This is a genomic window from Rhizobium sp. AAP43, from assembly GCF_001296045.1.
Lineage (GTDB): Bacteria > Pseudomonadota > Alphaproteobacteria > Rhizobiales > Rhizobiaceae > Allorhizobium.
Map to the genome: position 1 here is coordinate 69,280 of NZ_LJHS01000009.1, position 21,827 is coordinate 91,106.

The 21,827-nt window shown below is 60.0% G+C and carries 20 protein-coding genes and 1 pseudogene; 16 read left to right on the forward strand and 5 right to left on the reverse strand.

Annotation, left to right across the window (positions count from 1 at the left end; translation table 11 throughout):
* Positions 1–261 precede the first annotated feature (261 nt).
* Complete coding sequence (locus IP76_RS07900) at positions 262–1,467, forward strand: OpgC family protein (RefSeq protein ID WP_054157666.1); 1,206 nt, start codon at positions 262–264, stop codon at positions 1,465–1,467.
* Between the two features lie 209 nt (positions 1,468–1,676).
* On the forward strand, positions 1,677–2,903 hold the full coding sequence (locus IP76_RS07905; RefSeq protein ID WP_054157667.1) for a PQQ-dependent sugar dehydrogenase: 1,227 nt from the start codon (positions 1,677–1,679) through the stop codon (positions 2,901–2,903).
* A 74-nt stretch (positions 2,904–2,977) separates the two neighbouring features.
* Here IP76_RS07905 and IP76_RS07910 read toward each other — a convergent pair whose 3' ends face one another.
* On the reverse strand, positions 2,978–4,180 hold the full coding sequence (locus IP76_RS07910; protein WP_054157668.1) for a pyridoxal phosphate-dependent aminotransferase: 1,203 nt from the start codon (positions 4,178–4,180) through the stop codon (positions 2,978–2,980).
* Between the two features lie 258 nt (positions 4,181–4,438).
* Here IP76_RS07910 and IP76_RS07915 point away from each other — a divergent pair, with 258 nt between their 5' ends.
* The 4 genes and pseudogenes from IP76_RS07915 to IP76_RS23465 form a co-directional block, all read left to right on the forward strand.
* Entirely contained in the window at positions 4,439–4,828 is a 390-nt protein-coding gene (locus IP76_RS07915) for a hypothetical protein (RefSeq protein WP_156318514.1), read from the forward strand.
* Between the two features lie 531 nt (positions 4,829–5,359).
* On the forward strand, positions 5,360–5,575 hold the full coding sequence (locus IP76_RS07920; protein WP_054157670.1) for a cold-shock protein: 216 nt from the start codon (positions 5,360–5,362) through the stop codon (positions 5,573–5,575).
* Positions 5,576–5,735: 160 nt separating this feature from the next.
* Positions 5,736–6,179 (forward strand): BA14K family protein, encoded by a 444-nt coding sequence (locus IP76_RS07925; RefSeq protein WP_054157671.1) that lies wholly within the window; start codon positions 5,736–5,738, stop codon positions 6,177–6,179.
* 202 nt (positions 6,180–6,381) lie between these two features.
* Positions 6,382–6,489, forward strand: a pseudogene (locus IP76_RS23465) (BA14K family protein); the annotation flags it as partial.
* Positions 6,490–6,534: 45 nt separating this feature from the next.
* Here IP76_RS23465 and sbmA read toward each other — a convergent pair.
* On the reverse strand, positions 6,535–7,812 hold the full coding sequence (gene sbmA, locus IP76_RS07930; RefSeq protein WP_054157672.1) for a peptide antibiotic transporter SbmA: 1,278 nt from the start codon (positions 7,810–7,812) through the stop codon (positions 6,535–6,537).
* Between the two features lie 300 nt (positions 7,813–8,112).
* On the opposite strand from sbmA, the gene IP76_RS07935 reads away from it, so the two are divergent.
* Complete coding sequence (locus IP76_RS07935) at positions 8,113–8,343, forward strand: hypothetical protein (protein WP_054157673.1); 231 nt, start codon at positions 8,113–8,115, stop codon at positions 8,341–8,343.
* Positions 8,344–8,401: 58 nt separating this feature from the next.
* Here the strand turns inward: IP76_RS07935 and map are convergent, their stop codons facing one another.
* Together map and IP76_RS07945 are read right to left on the reverse strand one after the other, a co-directional pair.
* Complete coding sequence (map, locus tag IP76_RS07940) at positions 8,402–9,151, reverse strand: type I methionyl aminopeptidase (protein WP_054157674.1); 750 nt, start codon at positions 9,149–9,151, stop codon at positions 8,402–8,404.
* A gap of 43 nt (positions 9,152–9,194) precedes the next feature.
* Complete coding sequence (locus tag IP76_RS07945; RefSeq protein WP_054157675.1) at positions 9,195–10,241, reverse strand: LLM class flavin-dependent oxidoreductase; 1,047 nt, start codon at positions 10,239–10,241, stop codon at positions 9,195–9,197.
* A 198-nt stretch (positions 10,242–10,439) separates the two neighbouring features.
* On the opposite strand from IP76_RS07945, the gene IP76_RS07950 reads away from it, so the two are divergent.
* The 3 genes from IP76_RS07950 to xdhB are packed head-to-tail and all read left to right on the forward strand — an operon-like array spanning position 10,440 to position 15,051.
* Positions 10,440–11,213 carry a 3-hydroxybutyrate dehydrogenase gene (locus IP76_RS07950; protein ID WP_054157676.1) on the forward strand — a complete coding sequence of 258 codons (774 nt, stop codon included), beginning with the start codon at positions 10,440–10,442 and terminating at the stop codon, positions 11,211–11,213.
* A gap of 29 nt (positions 11,214–11,242) precedes the next feature.
* Entirely contained in the window at positions 11,243–12,712 is a 1,470-nt protein-coding gene (xdhA, locus tag IP76_RS07955) for a xanthine dehydrogenase small subunit (protein WP_054157677.1), read from the forward strand.
* A gap of 2 nt (positions 12,713–12,714) precedes the next feature.
* Entirely contained in the window at positions 12,715–15,051 is a 2,337-nt protein-coding gene (gene xdhB / locus IP76_RS07960; protein WP_054157678.1) for a xanthine dehydrogenase molybdopterin binding subunit, read from the forward strand.
* 6 nt (positions 15,052–15,057) lie between these two features.
* On the opposite strand, the gene IP76_RS07965 is transcribed toward xdhB, so the two are convergent.
* Complete coding sequence (locus IP76_RS07965; RefSeq protein WP_054157679.1) at positions 15,058–15,924, reverse strand: hypothetical protein; 867 nt, start codon at positions 15,922–15,924, stop codon at positions 15,058–15,060.
* Between the two features lie 133 nt (positions 15,925–16,057).
* Here IP76_RS07965 and xdhC point away from each other — a divergent pair, with 133 nt between their 5' ends.
* From xdhC to IP76_RS07995, 6 genes are all read left to right on the forward strand, one after another.
* Positions 16,058–16,882, forward strand: a complete 825-nt coding sequence (xdhC, locus tag IP76_RS07970) for a xanthine dehydrogenase accessory protein XdhC (RefSeq protein WP_054157680.1) — start codon at positions 16,058–16,060, stop codon at positions 16,880–16,882.
* 393 nt (positions 16,883–17,275) lie between these two features.
* Positions 17,276–18,169: a LysR substrate-binding domain-containing protein gene (locus IP76_RS07975; protein WP_054157681.1), complete on the forward strand. Its 894-nt coding sequence runs from the start codon at positions 17,276–17,278 to the stop codon at positions 18,167–18,169.
* 184 nt (positions 18,170–18,353) lie between these two features.
* Positions 18,354–19,583, forward strand: coding sequence for a urate hydroxylase PuuD (gene puuD / locus IP76_RS07980; RefSeq protein WP_054157682.1), 1,230 nt, complete (start codon positions 18,354–18,356; stop codon positions 19,581–19,583).
* Positions 19,584–19,585: 2 nt separating this feature from the next.
* On the forward strand, positions 19,586–20,899 hold the full coding sequence (guaD, locus tag IP76_RS07985; RefSeq protein WP_054157683.1) for a guanine deaminase: 1,314 nt from the start codon (positions 19,586–19,588) through the stop codon (positions 20,897–20,899).
* Between the two features lie 7 nt (positions 20,900–20,906).
* The gene (locus IP76_RS07990; protein ID WP_054157684.1) at positions 20,907–21,326 is read left to right on the forward strand and encodes a hypothetical protein; all 420 of its coding nucleotides are present in this window, start codon (positions 20,907–20,909) and stop codon (positions 21,324–21,326) included.
* A 28-nt stretch (positions 21,327–21,354) separates the two neighbouring features.
* Positions 21,355–21,789: a potassium channel family protein gene (locus IP76_RS07995; RefSeq protein WP_054157685.1), complete on the forward strand. Its 435-nt coding sequence runs from the start codon at positions 21,355–21,357 to the stop codon at positions 21,787–21,789.
* Positions 21,790–21,827: the final 38 nt, after the last annotated feature.

A 21,827-nucleotide genomic window follows, 5' to 3' on the forward strand; every position in this document is an offset into this window, starting at 1 on the left:
CGCTCGCCCGAATGCCAATGGGCGCTGCATCCGAGATGGCGGCGGATTGTCGCGAACCGAAGCAACACAACCAGCCTCCTTCACCGGCTGCCCTCCAGCAATTGCAGGCAAGCGCTGCTTCATACCGCTGGAACTTTTGTGGAAACCTGCCGTTGACGGGGCACGGATTTCGCCCACGGAGGGTGGTCCGCCGCATTGTCAACACGATGCGGTTGAAGATCGCCACCACGGGTCACCGGGGGGCTAACTCGGGAGTCGGATGTGAGAAGATTGGACGTTATCGACGGCATGCGGGGCTACTTCCTCGTATTCATGCTGATCAACCATCTGGTTTTCGCCGGCGGTCTGTGGCTGGTGGAGATCAACCACAGAAACCTTGCATTCGTCGAAGATGCTCAGGGCTTTGTCTTCCTGTCCGGCCTGTTGACCGGGATGGTCTATGCCCGCAAGATGATCAAGGACGGCTACATCGTCGGCCGTGATCGCATCTGGTCGCGGGCCTTGGAGCTCTACAAATACGCGATGGGCATCATCCTGGTGGTGCTCATTCTGCAGATCGCCCTGCCCAGTGGCGCAGCCGCATGGCAGAATTGGCTTGGGCCCACCAGCCTGTTCGACGTTGCGACATTGGCGCCGGTTGCGACCTTCCTGGTGCAACCGACCTTCATGGACATCCTGCCGCAATACATCGTCTACATGCTCTTTGCGCCCATGGTGATCTGGCTTTGCCTGCGCGGCCAGTGGCTTGGCGTGATGATCGGCTCACTCCTCATCTGGCTCTCAGCACAGCTTGGCCTGCAAAGGCTAATCACCTACCCGCTCAATGAATGGATTGCCGGCAATACGGGCCAGGAGGGGCTGCGCGTCAGCTTCAATCTGCTCGGCTGGCAGATCGTCTTCTTCGCTGGCATTGTCGCGGGCACGCTGACATCGATGCAGAAGATCGAATGGCAGAAGGTCTTCGACCCGAACCGTGCAACGCTTGCCTGGACAGCACTCGCCATCACCCTGTTCTTCCTGCCGCTGCGCATTGCCACAGCCCATGGCCTGATGCCGGGCGTTGTCCTGGAAAAGTTCGGTCTGATGGAAGTGCGAGCAGATTTCGGGCCGGTCTATCTCATCAACTTCGCCGCCGTCGCCTATGGCCTCGCCTGGCTGCTGATTGCAGGCCCGCGCCACCAGAACGCAACGATCCAGAAGATCGCGGCCTTCCTGACCAGCCTGTTCACACTGAACTTCCTGCAGCTGTTGGGCCGCCATTCGCTGCAGATCTATGTCTGGCACGTGCTGATCGTCTATGTCGTCTACTATCTCGACGGCCGCAGCCCAGAACTGTCCCAACTCACCAAGACGGTGATCGCCCTGGCCGCGTTGGCACTGCTCACCCTGCCTGCCCTCTGGAGAGACCGCGAGCGGCTCTTTGGACAGTCCACCCTGCTTGGCCCCTGGCTGAAAGGCACGGCCTGACAGACTTGCAGACTGACAGACACGCAAAAGCGACAATGCGGCGCCTCGGTGCCGCTTTTCTTTGAGCCGTCGCCTCCGGCGATCACGCAGAATAAAGCAATCTTGAACGCGCCTGCCCGTGTTTCGTGGAACGGACGCCATACATCCCCCGTTGAACCTGTCGCCCCCTGGGCACACCGACAGACTCTGCAATTTTACGGGAGATCCTCATGAAGCCGCTACCCCTTATCCTCGCATCCACGATGCTGACAGCGGGGATTATCGCCGCACCGGCCTTTGCCCAGACCTCGGGCACGCCAGTCGAAACAGGGTCGGCCAATGCACCGGACCAGAAACCCGCCTTCGACAACCAGACCCGCGCACCGCAGCCGGCCCAGATGCCCAAGATCAAGACAGAGGTCGTGGCAGACGCCCTGCCCCATCTCTGGGCCATGGAGTTCCTGCCGGATGGCCGCATGCTGGTGACGGCCAAGCAGGGCGACATGCATATCATTTCCAAGGATGGCAAACCCGGCCCGGCCATTGAAGGTCTACCGGATGTCTATGCCGAAGGTCAGGGCGGCCTGCTCGACGTCGCGCTTGCACCGGACTATGGCACGTCAGGCAAGATCTTCTTCTCCTTTGCCGAACCGCGCGATGACGGCAACGGCACTTCTGTCGCATCAGCCCGGCTTGTCGTTGACGAAGCGGGTGGCGGAAAGCTGGAAGATGTGGCCGTGATCTTTCGCCAGATGCCGACTTATAGCGGCAACAAGCATTTCGGTTCACGTCTGGCCTTCGGTCCGGCAGGTGAATTGTATGTCACGGTCGGCGAGCGATCGGATGCAGAGCCCCGCGTCCAGGCACAGGACCTGGCAAGCGGCCTCGGCAAGATCTTCCGCATCAGCCAGACTGGTGAAGCCCTGCCCGACAATCCCTTCGCCGGCAGGGAAGGCGCCCAGCCGGAAATCTGGTCGCTCGGCCATCGCAACCTGCAATCGGCCACGGTCGACGACAAGGGACGCCTCTGGACGGTAGAGCATGGCCCGCGCGGTGGTGACGAACTGAACCTGCCGCAAGCCGGCAAGAACTACGGCTGGCCCGAAGTCACCTATGGCGTCGAATACAGCGGCGACAAGGTCGGCGACGGCGTGACCCAGATGGCGAATACGGAACAGCCGGTCTACTACTGGGATCCGGTTATCGCCCCCTCAGGCATGGCCTTCTATGGCGGCGATGCCATCCCCGAGTGGAAGGGCGCATTCCTCGTCGGTGGACTGGTGAGCCAGGGCGTCGTCGTTCTCCACATGGAGAACGACCGGGTCAAGCATGAGGAGCGCCTCGACCTCAATGCTCGCATTCGCGACGTCAAGGTTGGCCCCGATGGCGCCGTCTATGCCGTAACCGAACAGCGCGGTGGCGGCAACTCGACCATTCTGAAACTGACGAAATCCTGAGAGACGAACCCACCCAAACGAAAGGGCCCGCGATTGCGGGCCCTTTTGCTGTTTCAGACAAAGTGTCCAGACGCTTACTTCAGCGAGGCACAGAAACGCTGGATACGGCTGCAAGCCTCCTCCAGCTTGGCATTCGAGGTGGCGTAGGAGACGCGGAAGTTCGGGCCGAGGCCGAAGGACGAGCCGTGAACGGTGGCGACACCTTCGGTGGCCAGCAGCTCCATGACGAAGTCTTCATCATTGGCGATGACCTTGCCCGACGGTGCAGTCTTGCCGATGAGGGCGGCGCAGGACGGGTAAACGTAGAAAGCGCCTTCCGGCTTCGGGCATACGATGCCAGAGGCCTGGTTCAGCATCGAGACGACGAGGTCGCGGCGCTCTTCGAAGGCCTTCTTCGATTCCGTGATGAAGTCCTGCGGACCGTTCAACGCTTCGACGGCCGCCCACTGGGCAACCGAGCAGGCACCCGAGGTCTGCTGGCCCTGGATCATGTCCATGGCCTTGATCAACGGCAGCGGGCCGGCGGCATAACCGATACGCCAGCCGGTCATCGCATAGGCCTTGGACACGCCGTTCATCGTGAGCGTGCGGTCGTAGAGAGCCGGCTCGACCTGTGCCGGCGTGTAATAGACGAAATCGCCGAACACGAGGTGCTCATACATGTCGTCGGTCAGAACCCAAACATGCGGATGCTTCATCAGCACGTCCGTCAGCGCCTTCAGCTCCTCCTTGCTATAGGCGGCACCCGACGGGTTCGACGGCGAGTTGAACATGAACCACTTGGTCTTCGGCGTGATCGCCTTGTCCAGCTGCTCTGCAGTCAGCTTGAAATTGTTCTCGATCGTGGTTTCGACAAAAACCGGCGTGCCACCGCACAGCGCAATCATTTCCGGATAGGACACCCAGTACGGCGCCGGGATCACCACTTCATCGCCCGGATTGATCGTTGCCATGAAGGCGTTGAACAGAATCTGCTTGCCGCCGGTGCCGACGATCACCTGCTCCGGCTTGTAGTCGAGACCGTTCTCGCGCTTGAACTTGTCGGCAATCGCCTTGCGCAGCTCCGGAATGCCGGCAACCGGCGTGTACTTCGTTTCGCCACGCGCGATGGCAGCGACAGCCGCATCCTTGATATTCTGCGGCGTGTCGAAGTCTGGCTCGCCAACGGAAAGCGAAATGACGTCTTTGCCCTGCGCTTTGAGTTCCCGGGCCATCTGCGTGACGGCGATGGTCGCGGAAGGCTTGATGCGGGAAAGGGCGTCGGCGAGGAAAGCCATTGTACGGGTCCTGAGCTGATTGAACATCGACCCCGGTCCCCGGGGCCTCAGGTCCAAGCTCTATGGCGAAAGCGGCCCGCCCTTTCAAGGAAAAAGGCGCCACCGCGACAGAAAACACCGTGAGCGCCTTAATCACCATCGTGGCGTCGACACCACAGCGAGTTGCAAAAATCCGTGACTTCGCGGTGCCGCCACAATTCCGACCCGCAATGCAGGCGAGATGACCGGATCGAAACCTCGTATAGAGTCATGCCCGCCATGAAGGATCTTGATCTCGATTTGCCCGCCACCCCCTCACGCCGCCCGTGGCGGCATGCGATCATGGCGACACTTCTGCTTGGCGCTGGCCTTGTCGCCTTCGAAGCAAGTGAAGCCGCTCAGGAGACCATCATATTGCCGCCATCGCCGGTGGTCGTGGATAGCGAAATCCTGCCACCCGTCGCCGGTGAGTTTACATCGAGCATTACGCCCAGTTCACCCCGCGTGATCGCCGGCGCCGCCCGCGCAGAAGACGCCTCGGCCATGAGCCTTGGCGAGCGCAAGGTGACAATCGCCCTCCTGCTGATTTGCTTTGGCGTGATGGCCATCGGCTCCGTCAGCCTGTGGCGGCGCGGCTTCAGGGATATGACGGAAACCAAGCGCCGTTAGGAGCATTCGCCCCGCCAGAAACAACAAGACCCTAAAATGGGCGCTTTGCGCTCTCGGTTGACCGGAAACGACGCGAAATCCGCTCTCCGTTCACACGAAAAATTTTTTAACGAAATCTGCCGTGCTTTCGCATTTTAGCAACGGTATTTGCATCGCTGGCGATATAAATTTTTACCAGCACGCCAACTGACAGTATATCGCGCCTCTTTACGCGCTATGGTCGTTGCTTTTCCGGCACCCTGCCCCTGCCGGACCGGTAAAACTTTCGCTTGCCAATTTCTTGCAAAGCAAGCAATCTTCCGCCGTTCGGGCAATTTTGCGAGCATGGGAAGACCTATAAATTGATGCGCGCCGAGGACGCTATAACAACCTCGGGCAGTATTTCGGGATCAACGTGATGTTGCGAACGAAAGGCTGCGGTAACAGGGCCCCTTTCCTCGAATGTCGACAAATGCCTGTCGCTAACCCGCTTGCGGGGAACATTGTAATGCTGCCCTTCCGAATGCGGGCAGAGAGAAAAGGACCTGACGCATGGCCGACACTGGCACTGTAAAATTCTTCAATACCGACAAGGGCTTCGGCTTCATCAAGCCGGACAATGGCGGCGCCGATATTTTCGTGCATATCTCCGCCGTACAGGCCTCGGGCCTTTCTGGCCTCACCGAAAACCAGAAGGTGAGCTACGACACCGAGCCTGACCGCCGTGGCAAGGGCCCCAAGGCCGTAAACCTCCAGGTTTCCGGTTGACCCCAATCGGACGTCTTTGAATTACGGCCCGGCATTCATGCCGGGTTTTTTCTTTTTGAAACAATTTCGCTCATTCAGCTTCCGTTCAGCCGGCCGCTCCTAATGTGGCAGCATAGCTTTTCGCACCGGATCTGGTGCAATCGTCTGAGGAACTGACGCCATGATGAAACTAGCAAAACACGCGCTGCTGGCGACCGTTGTCGCCATGGCTCCGATTGCCGCGGCCAGCCAGGCAGAAGCCGGCGACCGCTATCGCCGTCATCACAACAACGACGATGCGCTGGCGGCCGGCGTGATCGGTCTTGCAACGGGCGTTATCGTTGGCACGGCGCTTGCCAGCCCGCCGCAGCGCCGGGTCTATGTCGAAGAACAGCCGGTCTCCGTCTATGACGACTATTCGGAAGACTACTACGTCGACGACTACCCGCCGCCGCCACCGCGCCAGCCCGCCTATCGCCCGCGTCCCGTACAGCAGTCCTATGGCATCGAACCCTGGACGGGCGCATGGCATGAATACTGCAGCTCGCGCTACCGCAGCTTCAACCCGCGCACCGGCACCTATGTCGGCTATGACGGCCGCTCGCATTTCTGCACCGCAGGCTGATCGACCACGCTCGGTTGGATCAATGCAAAGAACCCGCCGGTAGGCCACCGGCGGGTTCTTTTTTGTCTACCTTACGGGAGCGATCGTTTTGGCCGGCGCGACCGCCGAGATGACGATCGCGCCAGCTCGCTGCAAGGTCAGTACGGACGGTCCGCCGCAATCTCCCCCTCGGCGGCCTGCCTATCGCCCGCGTCCCGTACAGCAGTCCTATGGCATCGAACCGTGGACGGGCGCATGGCATGAATACTGTAGCTCGCGCTATCTTAGCTTTAACCCGCGCACGGGCACCTATGTCGGCTATGACGGCTAGGTGTTGCCCCGCTATTCGCGCGACAACACCGTACTTTTTCTCAAGTCAGGGGCGATTCGCAACAATCTCGCCCTCATCTGCTTCCCGCGCCAGATAACGCTGATCAATTTCCGGAAGCGGCCCGCCTTCAATGGCCGCCTCGAAGGCTTGCAAACGCTTGTAGATCGACATCAGCTCTACAACAGTAGGCCATACGGTGATCAGGTATTGGAAGGAGCCAGACACCTGACCGAACGCGGTTGTGATCTGCTGATAGAGACCAAAAGTAATCTTCACCGCGACGATGGTCGGTACTAGCATAAATGTCAGGAACAGCGCGTCCGCTTGCATGTAAAACGAACGAGCAAGATTGAAATAGAGGTAGTGAAAATAAAGGCGGAAGTAATTCATCCGCACATTGTTGAACAGCTCGGCGACAGTCAGTGGTTGCGCCCTATCGGCGTAATCTTCGCCGTAGACGAGTTCCTTACGGTAAGCAGCTTCGACACGTTGGTTGCGGAACTCTAGCCCTGGTAGCTTAATGCCAACAACGGCGATGAGAACCGTGCCGAACACTGACCACAGCAACGCCAGCCAAACGAGGCTGTGCGGAATTGCGCCGATAATAGGCAGATCCGTCACGTAGGATGAAAGGCCGACAAGGATAGGAAGAAACGCGATCAGCGTCATTATGGCATCTATGAAACTAACGCCGAGGCCCTCGAAGGTAGACGCAAAGCGCATTGTGTCTTCCTGAACGCGCTGGGATGCACCCTCGATGTGGCGAACCCGCTCCCATTGCGACATGTAGTATTCGTTCATCGCGGTACGCCAACGAAACACGTAATGGCTAACGAAGAAGCGGACTACCACAAAGATAACGACATTAACGAAGACGATCGTACAAAATAGCAGCATCAAATCGTAAAACTGCTGCGAATTGACGCCTGGCTTACCATCTAGCGCGCGCTGCAGCAGATCGCCGAATGGGCGGCGCCAGTTATTGATGGCAACCGAACCTTGCACCCCAAAATAGGTCGTGAAGACGATGAAGAACGTTCCCCAGATTGACCAGTGGCGCCAACGGTGATCCTTGGAATAAAACTCCCAAAACAGGCCGAAAGGCACCATCCAGACCGCGGCAAACAAATAAAACCATACATAATCGCGGGTTACGAAGAATGCGATGCTGATCGGTGCCTGGAAATCCTGAGGCAGCGGCGGAAGGCCTATGGCCGTACCGAGTGCTTCGCCAACCGAATACCAGACAGCGATTGCGAGCAACGTCCAGAGGGCCAGGGACAAAAAGAACAGCTTGGGCCGAGGGAAGAAGGAATGAAACACGGGTTAGCTTCCTGGCAATGAAATGACGGGGGGCAGATCTCGCCGGAAACTAGGGCAGAACTGTGAGGGCAGCAATGGCCCTATCGTTGCGTTAAGATAATGTAATGAATGCCAACGTCGATAAGGCCATATCGCTTGTCGGATCGAGAAACTTCGTGGGCGGCCGCCTACGAAGCGACTTTGGGCCGAGGCCGAGGCCGAGGCCGAGACAGAGACTCGCGACGAACGCCAGACAAACCCTTGCTTGCCCTCCCCGCAAAAATCGCTAGTGGAGGGGCAAAGCTTTCGAAGGAGTCCATCATGAGCGATCTCAGCCTGCAGCAGGCCATCGACAACATCTATGCCTCGATCAACAATGACAACGAGGAGATCGACACGCATATCGCAGCCCTCAAGGCCGCCATGGCAAAGGAAGGTGCCAAGGAAGCCGTCTTCGAGACCGCCAAGCTTGCCCAGCCGAACCGCCAGGGACGCAAGATGATGCAGTCCTATTTCAAGAAGAAGGGCATTGCCGTCAGCTTCACCGCCTAAGCGCATGCGAGAGGCGGCACGACAAGCCGATGCGACGAAAAGCTGGCGCGAGTGGTCGTCACTCCGCCAGAGTCAACACCACAGGACCATTTTTCGTCACCACGATCGTGTGCTCGAACTGAACGGTCGGCGCATTAGGTTCGCTGTACAGCGTCCACGGATCATCGCCATCCTCTGCCCACATGCCGCCGAGCGACAGGAAGGGTTCAATGGTGAAGACCAGCCCCTCCTCCATGATCCGCGTCTCGTCCGGATCCGGCCAAGTGGAGAGCTCCGTCGGCTCTTCATGCAGTGAACGGCCAACGCCATGGCTCGCCAGATTGGTGATCAGCGTATAGCGGTTCTTCTTGGCGAAGGCGCCGATCGCGTTGCCGATATCGGCCAGCGGCCGACCGGTCCTGACCTGATTGAGCCCCACCCATAAGGCCCGCTTGCCATCGCGCAACAGCCGATCGAGCTTCGGCTTGGCCGGCGGCACGATGAAGGACGAGCCGGTATCGCCGAAATAGCCGAGCTTCTCACCCGACACGTCGATATTGACCAGATCGCCCGCCCGGATCACACGATCGCCGGGAATGCCATGCGCCACTTCCTCGTTGACCGAGATGCAGGTGGCACCGGGAAACTGATAGCAGAGCTCCGGCGCCGAGCGCGCACCGCTGTCTTCCAGCACCTTGCGGCCGATCTGGTCCAGTTCGCGCGTCGTGATCCCCGGCTCAAGTGCCTCCGCCATGGTTTTTACGGCAATGGCACAGATACGCCCGATATCCTTCAGGCGCTCCAGGTCCTCTTCAGTCTCGACGATCATGCTGGTCCTTCGGCCTTGCGGCTATGTCTGTCCTGCGCGCTGCTTACGCAGCCGAAGCCTTGTCCGTCAACGCCTTGCGCACGAGCGGCGCGACTTTTGTCCCGTAGAGTTCGATCCCGCGCATGATATCCTTGTGCGGCATCGGGCCTATGGCCATCTGCAACAGGAAGCGGTCATTCTTGAAGATCTCGTGCATCGCGACGATCTTGGCGGCCACCGTCTCCGGATCACCGACAAAGAGCGCGCCTTGCGGGCCACGCGACGCATCGAAATGCGCCCGGTTGGTCGGACCCCAGCCGCGTTCGCGACCGATACGGTTCATAACGACCGCCTGCGGCTCATAGAAAATGTCGGCGGCCGACTGGGTCGTGTCATGAATGAAGCCGTGCACGTTGATGCTGGTCTTTAGCGTCGTCGGATCGACACCGGCCTTGGCGGCACTCTGCCGATATAGGTCGAACATCGGCGCAAACCGATGCGGCTCACCGCCGATAATGGCCAGCGCCAACGGTAGGCCGAGATAGCCGGCGCGCGCGGCCGATTGCGGCGTGCCACCGATCGCGATCCATAGCGGCAGCGGATCCTGCAACGGTCGGGGATAAACGCCCCTGCCCCGGATCGGTGCGCGGGTTTCGCCTTCCCAACTGACGATCTCGTTCTCGCGAATCTCCATCAACAGCTGCAGCTTTTCGGCAAACAGGAGGTCATATTGTTCGAGATCATAACCGAACAGCGGGAAACTCTCGATGAACGAGCCACGTCCCGCCATCATCTCGACGCGCCCGTTGGACAGGAGATCTACCGTGGCAAATTGCTGAAACACCCGCACTGGATCATCGGAGGAGAGAACGGAGACGGCACTGGTCAGGCGGATGTTTTTCGTCTGCACGGCGGCAGCGGCAAGAATGGTCGCGGGCGACGACGCCATGTAGTCCGGCCGGTGATGTTCACCGAGCCCGAAGACATCGAGACCAACCTCATCCGCCAGACGGATTTCGGCTAAAAGTTCATCGACCCGTCGCTTCGCTTCTGCACCCTTGTTGGCTGCATTGGGATCAACGTCCGCAAAGGTATAAAGTCCGAGTTCCATGGTTCTGCCTCGTTGCATCTCTGGGCAAGACATAGAAGTTCAACCGGAGCGATGCAAATCCGGCAGGGGTGACGGACTGTTGCGCCGGAGCGAACAAGCAGCGGCGTGTCGAAAAACGCGATTGCCAGTTCTCCGGGTTTGCGCATAACCTCTTCAATCTGTTGCGTCGCAAAATGAACGCAGACAAGGGAGAAGAGCATGGCAAGAACCGTCGTCGTCACCGGATCGACCAGCGGCATCGGGCTTGGGATCGCAAAGGCTTTCGCGGCTGAAGGCGCCAATCTGGTGATCAACGGTTTCGGCCCCGCGGACGAGATTGAAGCGGCGCGCCATGCTCTGGAAGCACATGGCGGCAAGGCCATCTACCACGGTGCGGACATGACAAAGCCCGCCGAGATCGCCGACCTGATCGCAGCCGCGGAAAAGACGTTTGGCGGTTTGGACGTGCTCGTCAACAATGCCGGCATCCAGCATGTCTCGCCGGTCGAGGATTTCCCGATCGACAAGTGGGACCAGATCATCGCGATCAACCTGACGAGCTCGTTCCACACCATCCGCGCCGCCATGCCCGGCATGAAGGCGAAGAAGGCGGGCCGCATCATCAATGTCGCCTCGGCCCATGCGCTCGTCGCATCGCCGTTCAAATCGGCCTATGTTGCCGCCAAGCACGGCATCCTCGGGCTGACCAAGTCGGTCGCCTTGGAAGTGGCTGAATTCGGCGTTACCATCAATGCGATCTGCCCCGGATATGTGTTGACGCCGCTGGTCGAAAAGCAGATCCCGGATACGGCAAAGGCCCGCGGCATCACCGAGGCCGAAGTGAAGTCCGATGTGATGCTGCGTCTGCAGGCCACCAAGGAATTCGTCGCAATCGAGGAGGTGGCCGCCGTTGCCCTTTTCCTCGCCAGCGATGCCGCCCGGCAGATCACCGGCACCCATATCTCTATCGATGGCGGCTGGACCGCGCAGTAATGCGGCCCTGACGCAGCGAAAGGCAGTTCATGAACCACATCCGCTTCATCCTGAACGGCGAGGACATTACTCTCTCGACGGTCGATCCAACCGAAACGCTGCTGGATTTCCTGCGGCTGAAACGACGCCTGACAGGCTCTAAGGAAGGCTGCGCCGAGGGCGATTGCGGCGCCTGCACCGTCCTGGTCGGTCGCGTGCTGCAGGGGCGGCTGGTCTATGAGACGGTCAATGCCTGCATCCGCTTCCTGGGCTCGCTGAACGCCACCCATGTGGTGACTATCGAGCATCTGGCCGCAAAGGATGGCACGCTACATCCCGTCCAGCAGGCCATGGTCGACTGTCACGGCTCGCAATGCGGCTTCTGCACGCCAGGCTTCGTCATGTCGCTCTACGGCTTGTGGCTCTCCTCGGAAAACCCCAGCCGGGCTGAGATCGAGCGGGCACTTCAAGGCAATCTCTGTCGCTGCACGGGCTATGAACCGATCGTCAAAGCCGCCGAACAGGTCGGCCGCATCAGGCCCTCCGCCTTGTTCGACCCCTTGGAGCGCGAACGCGCCGAAATCATCGCACGTCTGGAAGAGCTTGCCCCTCGCGAGACCATCGCGATCTCTGGTCCCGATGGCCGCCGCCTCGTTGTGCCCGGCAGTGTCGAGGGTCTCGCCGAAGCTCTGGCCGCCGATCCCAAGGCGACCGTCGTTGCCGGTGCCACCGATGTCGGCCTCTGGGTGACCAAGCAGATGCGGGTGCTCGACCCTGTGATTTTCATCAACCATCTGGAAGATCTGCAGAAAATCTCCGTCACGCCTGACGGCATCACAATCGGCGCGGGCGTCAGCTATTCCAGCGCCCTCACCGTGTTGCGCACTGAAATTCCCGCCTTCGGTCGACTTATCGAGCGTATCGGCGGCCAGCAGGTTCGCAACATGGGCACGATCGGCGGCAATATCGCCAACGGCTCGCCGATCGGCGACAGTCCGCCAGCGCTCATCGCGCTCTCGGCCACCGTGACCCTGCGGTCCGCATCGGGAACTCGCACCTTGCCGCTCGAAGACTTCTTCATCGACTATGGCAAGCAGGACCGGCAGCCGGGCGAATTCGTCGAAAGCATGCTTGTGCCCCGCCCGAAAACGTCGAGCCATGTGGCTATCTACAAGATCTCCAAGCGCCGCGACGAGGACATTTCCGCACTCTGCGGCGCCTTCCATCTGGAAAGAGATGCTGGCGGCGTGGTCACCCACATCCGCGTCGCCTTTGGCGGCATGGCAGCCACGCCAAAGCGAGCACGCTCGGTCGAGGCCGCTCTTTACGGCAAGCCCTTTAACCAGGCGACCGTGGAAGCCGCCCGCGACGCCTTCGACCTGGATTACAAGCCACTCACCGACTGGCGCGCCACGGCGGAATACCGCCAGCTGACGGCAAAGAACCTGCTCACCCGGTTCTTCCTTGAGGTTTCCGGCACGCCGCAGGAACTGCAGCGCTTCGCGACGGAGGAGGCGTGATCATGGATAAGGCGACCTACGAGACGACCAAATACATCAAGGGCCCCATGCACCAGTCGCTCAGGCATGACTCGGCGCATAAACATGTCTCCGGTACTGCCGACTACATCGACGACATGCCCGAACCCGCAGGCCTGTTGCACGGCGCACTCGGCATGGCAGATCGGGCCCATGCCGAGATCCTGTCGCTCGACCTCTCTGCCGTCAAAACCTATCCGGGCGTTGTCTACGTGCTCACCGCAGAGGACATCACCGGCGTCAACGACGTCTCGTCTGGAGGCCGCCACGACGAGCCGCTGATTGCGACGGACAAAATCGAATTCCACGGCCAGACCATCTTCGCCGTCATTGCCGAAACCCGCGATGCAGCCCGGAAAGCGGCCCGCCTTGCCAAAATCGAGTATCGCGACCTGCCTTTCTGGACCGATATCGACGGCGCACTCGAAAATGGCGCGCCCGTGGTCACCCAAGGGATGACGCTGAAGCGCGGCACGCCGGAAACCGAACTCGACAAGGCGGCCCACCGCATCCAGAGCTCCATGCGCATTGGCGGCCAGGAGCATTTCTATCTCGAAAGCCACATCGCGCTCGCCATTCCCGGCGAAGACGACGATGTGACCGTCTGGTCCTCCACCCAGCACCCCTCGGAAATCCAGCACATCGTCGGCCATGTGCTCGACATTCCCTCGAACGCCATCACCGTCAACACCCGGCGCATGGGCGGCGGCTTTGGCGGCAAGGAAACGCAGGGCAACCAGTTTGCAGCTTTGGCAGCGCTCGCCGCCAAGAAGCTGAAGCGCGCGGTGAAGTTCCGCCCCGACCGCGACGAGGATATGAGCGTCACCGGCAAACGCCACGATTTCAAGGTCGATTTCGACGTTGCCTATGATGATGACGGACGTATCCAAGCCATCGACGCCAACTTCGCCGCCCGCTGTGGCTACTCGTCCGATCTCTCAGGCCCGGTCACAGACCGCGCCCTCTTCCACGCCGATTCCAGCTATTTCTACCCGCATGTAAAGCTGACCTCGCAGCCGCTCAAAACCCACACCGTCTCCAACACCGCCTATCGCGGCTTCGGCGGACCACAAGGGATGCTGGGTGCTGAACGGGTGATTGAAGAGATCGCCTATACGCTGGGCAAGGATCCGCTCGAGGTCCGTAAGGTCAATTTCTACGGCGAAAAGGGCTCGGGCCGGGATCTCACCCCCTATCACCAGCGGGTCGAGGACAACATCATCGCACGCGTCGTTGAGGAGCTGGAAAGCTCCAGCGATTATCAGGCTAGACGCCAGGCGATCATCGACTTCAACCGGACGAGCCCTGTCATCAAGAAGGGCATTGCGCTGACCCCGGTGAAATTCGGCATCTCCTTCACCATGACCGCCTTCAACCAGGCCGGCGCGCTCGTCCATATCTATCAGGACGGTTCGATCCACCTGAACCATGGCGGCACCGAAATGGGCCAGGGCCTCTACACCAAGGTCGCCCAGGTCGTCGCCGACTGTTTCCAGGTCGATGTCGACACGGTGAAGATCACCGCGACCACGACCGGCAAGGTGCCCAACACCTCGGCCACCGCGGCTTCTTCCGGCTCGGACCTGAATGGCATGGCGGCCTTTGATGCCGCGCGCCAGATCAAGGAACGGCTGATCGCGTTTGCCTGTGAACAATATGCTGTTCCGACCTCCGAGGTCGAGTTCCTACCAAACCGGGTGCGCGTCGGCGAGCATATCTTCACCTTCGGCGACTTTGCCAAACAAGCCTATTTCGCCCGCGTCCAGCTCTCCGCCGCCGGTTTCTACAAGACGCCAAAGATCCATTGGGACCGCGCCGCCGGTCGCGGTACACCATTCTACTACTACGCCTATGGCGCAAGCTGCTCGGAAGTCTCGATCGACACGCTGACCGGCGAATATCTGATGGACCGCACCGACATCCTCCACGATGTCGGCAAATCGCTGAACCCGGCCATCGACATCGGCCAGATCGAGGGCGGTTTCGTTCAGGGCATGGGCTGGCTGACGACAGAGGAACTCTGGTGGGACAGCAAGGGACGCTTACGCACCCACGCCCCCTCCACCTACAAAATCCCGCTTGCCTCCGACCGGCCGAAGATCTTCAACACCCGCCTTGTGCCCTGGGCAGAAAACGCCGAGCCGACGATCGGTCGTTCCAAGGCCGTCGGCGAGCCGCCCTTCATGCTGGCGATCTCGGTGCTTGAAGCCCTGTCCATGGCCGTCGCATCGGTCGCGGACTACCGGATTTGCCCGAGACTCGATGCGCCGGCGACGCCGGAGCGGGTGCTGATGGCGGTGGAGAGGCTGAAGAAGGCTTGAAGGCCGTCAGCGCAAGGCGGTCCTCAGAAGATAGAGGAACGCCGCCAGGATCATCACCGGCAGCACGAGCAGCTTGACCAGATAGGCAATGGCAATGCCGATGGAGGCATTGAACAGATCCGCCGAAATGGCGATGCCGTCATTGATGACACGGGCATTGGCCGCCACCGAGGCGGCCATGTCGGATGCAGCCTGCAAGGTGCCTGAAAACGCCTGGCCGAGACGTCCAAAGGCCTGGTCTTCGTCGGGTGATCGCTCCTGCTTCATCGCCTCGACTTGGCTCTGTGCTTCCACCAGCCCCTGATCGCCTTGGACCTTTTCGAACACAGAGGTCGCATTGATCCAGGCCTCGTCGGTAATGGCGTCGCCGGCGTAAAAGGCAATCGTATAGGATGCCGGAAGCAGCACCGCGCCAAGGAGGCCGAGCACGGCAAAGGATCTTGCGAGACGCTCAATGACCAGCGGTACACGACGGGAAATCAGCGTCAGCCCGGCGCAGATGAGCGCGAAACCGGCAAGCCCCGCTGCCGCGACCTTGGCGACCGGCACGAGCACCAGCGACAGGATGCCGGAGACGATCGCAAGATAAAACAGGAGATCGACCATGCGCTCGATCGTGTTGATCACCGGCTGTAGCAACTGGCCGGGGCTCGCTGTGACAGAGGCGACGCCCACTCCACCCGTCACATCCGCATCCCGCGCCACACTCATCACCGAATTGGCGATCCTGAGCGTTCCATAAAGAGCACCGCTCCCAATCATCACATCATGGCTGAAGCGTGCGGCAATATCCGCCAGCGGATTGATGAAGAAGAGGGCCACGGCAAACGCCGCCACAGTCAACCAGATGATCGTGCCCTTGGTCCGGGTCATTGTCACTCCTGAGGTAAGCCGAGGCGGGAGCCGCGTTGCGGCTGGAAGGATCGGTGGCGTCACAAAACCATGGCGGACAAACCCAAAGCGGCCCTGTCCTGTTCCATCTCGACAATGCTAGTATGCCTTCATCATGGCCAAGACAGATTTTTCCGCCTTCCTCGTCGCCCACCCCCACAGCATCCTCGTTGAAATCACCGAGGCCCGGGGGTCCACCCCACGCGATGCCGGCACGCTGATGCTGGTCTCCCGAGAGGCCATCTGGGGCACGATCGGCGGCGGGCATTTCGAGTTCATGGCTATCGAAAATGCCCGGCAACTGCTCGACGGCCAAGGCGTGGCCGTAATGGACATCCCGCTTGGCCCCGAGATCGGCCAATGCTGTGGAGGCCGCACCACACTGCGGTTTTCGACTGTCACCGCGTCACTGGCAGCGGCACTCGGAGACAAGTTGTTGCGGGAAACGGAAGTCGAGCCTTCGGTCTTCGTTTTCGGAGCCGGCCATGTGGGACTGGCCCTCGCCCATGCCCTTTCGCCGCTGCCGCTCTCCGTGACGATTGTCGAGACCCGGGCCGAAGCCTTGGCAGACTTGCCGCCTGAGGTGACAAGGCGTCACGTCGCCATGCCGGAAACCGTGATATCCGACATACCGAACGGCGGTGCTGCCGTCATTCTCACCCATGATCATGCATTGGATTTTTTGATCGGAAGAGAAGCGCTTGCCCGCACCGATCTCGCCTATGTCGGCATGATCGGCTCAAAAACCAAACGTGCCACCTTCGCCTCGTATCTTGAGCGCGAGCAGGGCAACCGAGCGGACCTGGAACGATTGATCCTGCCGATTGGCGGCAGCACGGTGAGAGACAAGCGCCCCACGGTGATTGCCGCCATGGTGGCGGCGGAACTGCTGGGCGTCTTGCTCGGCCAGACAACCTCACTCCTGTGCGTCAGAAGCTGAGGTCAGTTCACAAGAAAGTGAAATAAACATCGGAAATTAAATCGTTTTCCTCAAAGAGGACCTGGACGAAGATAGTCGCCCAAACCGCCGCGACGATGCCGGGTATTGCCGAACCGTTCGGACCCTGACACCCGATGTTCAAGTCCAATATCCTTCAGGAGGTCATCGGGAATATCATCGACACGGGTCACGGGTAGAGCTCGATGGGATCGGGAAACGTTGGTCCAAAGGAGCGACCAGAGCTGATACAATGGCACGGTTCTGCGGATCGCGGACATTCTGCCGGCCTCCAAGCGCGTTGATCTTTTTGGGTTTCTGATGCCCTGACCATGCCAGCGGTTGCAGCGGCGATCCAATTCAATTACGGTGCAGCTGCATAAAGAGAACTTATCCATGAAACTGTCGAAACAGTTGCCGCTCAATGCACTCCGTGTCTTCGAGGCGGTCGCACGGCTGCAAAGTTTCACGCTCGCCGGTGCGGAACTCGGCATGAGCCAAACGGCGGTCAGCTATCAGATCAAGCTTCTGGAAGGGCATGTCGGTGAGGCACTCTTCCTGCGCAAGCCGCGCCGGATTGCTTTGAGCGAGGCCGGTGATCGCCTGCTGCCGAAAGTCGTCGAGGGCTTCGAGCTCCTGCGCGAGGCGCTGGCCGATCTGCGCAACACGACAGAGGCCACCTTGATCATTCACTCCACCGCCACCTTTGCCTCACAATGGCTGGCGCGCCATCTTGGACTGTTTCAGCTGAGCAATCCCGGCATTGCAGTGCGACTGGAAACTTCCCAGCAAATGATCGACTTCAGCCGCATAGAGGCAGATCTCGCCATTCGTAACGGCAAGGGAAACTGGCCAGGCCTGCGCGCCCATTTCGTCATGCGAAACCATTTCACGCCCATGCTGAGCCCACAGCTGGCTGAAAGCGTCGGCGGCATCAACACCCCACTCGATCTCCTCAAGCTTCGCATCATCGACCCCTCCGACAGCTGGTGGCAGATCTGGTTCACGGCAGCAGGTCATCCCGATGTTGCGCTCGACGTCTATCCGCGCAGCAAGCTTGGCGCCCAGGCCTTTGAGGCCACCGCTGCGGTGGCGGGGCACGGCGTCGCCATTCTGCGTCCTGAATTCTACGCGGAAGACGTGGCAGCCGGTCGGCTGTTCCAGCCCTTCGACCTCACCTGCGAGGACGGCTCGCATTACTGGCTCGTCTATCCCGAGGCGAGGCGCAATGCCGGAAAAATCCGCGCCTTCCGCGACTTCCTGCGCGCGAACCTGCCCGACTTTGAATGAGATCCGTCATCTGGCACCAGGGAGAGAAAGCCGCTGGCGCGATCATATGGAGAGGCAAGCTGTAATCGTGCGTAGCGCGCAAAACTTCCCGTGCAGCGTTTGCTGCACCGCGTCGTTCCCCCTTCCCTTCCTTCGGATTTTTTCGCAATGTCTTCGACAATGGGGAACATGAAAGACTTGGGAAATGTATGAATACGCGATCGCCTGGGAATGGCTGTCCTTCGCCGTCCGCTGGCTGCACGTCATCACCGCCATCGCCTGGATCGGCTCCTCCTTCTATTTCATTGCGCTCGATCTTGGTCTCGTGAAGCGCCCCGGCCTGCCGGTCGGCGCCTATGGCGAGGAATGGCAGGTGCATGGCGGCGGCTTCTACCACATCCAGAAATACCTGGTCGCACCCGCCTCGATGCCGGAGCACCTGACCTGGTTCAAATGGGAAAGCTACGCCACCTGGCTCTCCGGCTTTGCCATGCTGGCGGTCGTCTATTATGGCGGCGCCGATCTCTTCCTCATCGACCGCAGTGTGCTGGAACTTGCCCCCTGGCAGGCGATCTGTCTGTCGCTCGCATCGCTTGCCGTCGGCTGGATCCTCTACGATCTGCTGTGCAAATCACCGTTCGGCAAGAACACCTGGGGGTTGATGGCGCTCCTCTACATCGTGCTGATCGCCATGGCCTGGGGTTACACGCAAGTGTTCACCGGCCGTGCCGCCTTCCTGCATCTGGGCGCGTTTACCGCCACCATCATGTCGGCCAACGTCTTCTTCATCATCATCCCCAATCAGAAGATCGTCGTCGCCGACCTGATCGCGGGCCGCACGCCCGACCCAAAATACGGCGTGATTGCCAAGCAGCGCTCGCTGCACAACAACTACCTGACGCTGCCCGTCATCTTCTTCATGCTGTCGAACCACTATCCGCTGGCCTTTGCCACGGAGTTCAACTGGGTGATCGCAGCCCTCGTCTTCCTAATGGGCGTCACCATCCGCCACTGGTTCAACACCACGCATGCCAGGAAGGGCAAGCCGACCTGGACCTGGTTGGTGACGGTGCTCATTTTCATCGTCATCATGTGGCTGTCGACCGTGCCGAAGGTGCTAACCGGGGAGGAACAGGCAAGTCTCTCGCCGCGGCAACAGACATTTGTCGAGAACGGCCATTTCGAAGCCGTGCGCGATGTCGTACAGGGCCGCTGTTCAATGTGCCACGCCGCCGAACCCGTCTGGGAAGGCATTGCGCGTGCACCGAAGAACGTGAAGTTTGAGACGGACGGCGAAATCGCCGCCCATGCCCATGAAATCTACATCCAGGCCGGCCGCAGCCATGCCATGCCGCCCGGAAACATCACCGAAATCTCGGACGAAGAGCGCAAACTGCTCGTCGCCTGGTACGAGACGACGGTCGAAGGCAAATAAGAATGACTGAGACCCTGATCCGCGGCCGCCTCCTCTCTTTCAGCCGGGCACCTGATCATGCCGGCGATAACGAGAGCTATTTCTATGAGGAAGACGGCGCGCTGCTGGTCCGCGACGGCAAGATTGCAGCTGTCGGTACCTACGCGGATGTGAAGCCAAAGGCCGGAGCGGCCATTGCTGAAATCGACCACCGGCCGCACCTGATCCTGCCTGGCCTGATCGACTGCCACGTGCATTTCCCGCAGATGCAGGTGATCGCGTCTTATGCCGCCAATCTCCTGGAGTGGCTCAACACATACACCTTCCCCGAGGAATGTCGGTTCGTCGAATCTGCCCATGCCGAGCGGATCGCCACGCAGTTCTTCGACGAATTCCTGCGGCAGGGCACGACGACGGCGGTTGCCTATTGTTCGGTGCACAAGGCCTCCGCTGATGCCTTCTTCGCCGAGAGCCTCAAGCGCGGCACGCTGATGATCGGCGGCAAGGTGATGATGGACCGCAATGCGCCGCAGGGTCTCCTCGACACACCGCAACTCGGCTACGACGAGACCCGCGCCGTCATCGAACAATGGCATGGCAAGGGCCGCAACCATGTCGCCATCACCCCCCGCTTTGCCATCACCTCGACGCCAGAACAGATGGCGATGACGCAGAAGCTGGCGGAGGAATTCCCCGATCTGCATATCCAGACGCATCTGTCGGAGAACAAGGACGAGATCGACTTCACCTGCGAACTCTATCCTGACGCCAAGGATTATACGGACATCTATGCCCGCTACGGCCTGCTGCGGAAAAAGGCGCTCTTCGGCCATGCGATCCATCTGTCGGACCGCGAGGCCGATGCCATGGCGGAGAGTGGTGCTGTCGCCGTCCACTGCCCGACCTCGAACCTCTTCCTCGGTTCCGGCCTCTTTCCGCTGAAGGCGATCAAGCGCCAGGAAAAGCCTGTGACCGTCGCAGTCGCCACCGATATCGGTGGCGGCTCCAGCTATTCCATGTTCAAGACCATGGACGAGGCTTACAAGATCCAGCAATTGCTCGGCGAGCGCATGAACCCGCTCGAAAGCTTCTACCACATGACCCTCGGCAATGCCGTGGCGCTGGACCTCGCCGACCGCATCGGCACGCTGGACGAAGGCACCGATGCCGATATCGTCGTGCTTAACGCAGCCGCGACTCCGGCCATGCGCCTGAGGATGGAGACGGTAACCTCGCTCTCGGAAGAACTCTTCCTCTTGCAGACGCTCGGCGACGACCGCGCCGTAGTCGAAACCTATGTGGCAGGCAAGGCGTCCAAACCCGGGATCATGATGTGAGGATCAGATGAGCGAAAGCGGCTATTCCGGCACGCCTCTTCCGAAGAAGCTCGGATTGAAGCCGGACCTCGCCGCATTGTTCGTAAATCTGCCTGCAGACCTCGACCAGCTGACTGCCGATCTGCCTGCGGCATCGAAAGTCGCCGGCCTAGAACACGCAAATCGCTCCGGACTGGACTACCTTCATGTCTTCGAGACGCAACGCGCTCGTCTTGAGGACCAGGCCGAGCGCCTGAAGACCATGCTGAAACCATCAGGCATGATGTGGATCTCCTGGCCCAAGAAAGCCTCCAAGGTCCCGACCACGATCACAGAAGATGTGCTGCGAAGGATTTTCCTGCCAACCGGTCTCGTTGACGTCAAAGTCTGCGCTGTGACTGACATCTGGTCTGGCCTCAAATTCATGATACGCAAGGATCTTCGTTGAATTGCACTCATCCCAAGGAGGATGAACCATGCTGGCCACCAATCTTGCGCTAGGCACCTTGATGATCTCGCTGACGGTTGTGATCCACACTTTCGGCCTCATGGGTGTGACCCATATGATGAGTTGGGTGACGGATCGCATTCGTCTGCATGGCCACCGCAGCCGCATGCTCGCGATGAACACCGTGGTCATCGGCGTCTTTGCCGTGCTGACAGCCGAAGTCTGGCTTTGGGCCGCCAGCTTCACGCTGATCGGCGTCGTCGACGATTTCGAGACGGCCCTCTATTTCTCCACCATCACCTTCTCCACCGTTGGCTATGGCGACGTCGTGCCCCACCCGGAATGGCGCATGCTGGCGGCCCTGGAAGGGGTCAACGGCTTCCTGCTGATCGGCTGGTCAACCGCCTATCTGATCGCCGCCGGCATGCGCGTCGGCCCCTTCAAATCCGGCGAGCACTTCTGAAACCCATAGACAGGTAAAATTTTCTTACCTCTAAGCCT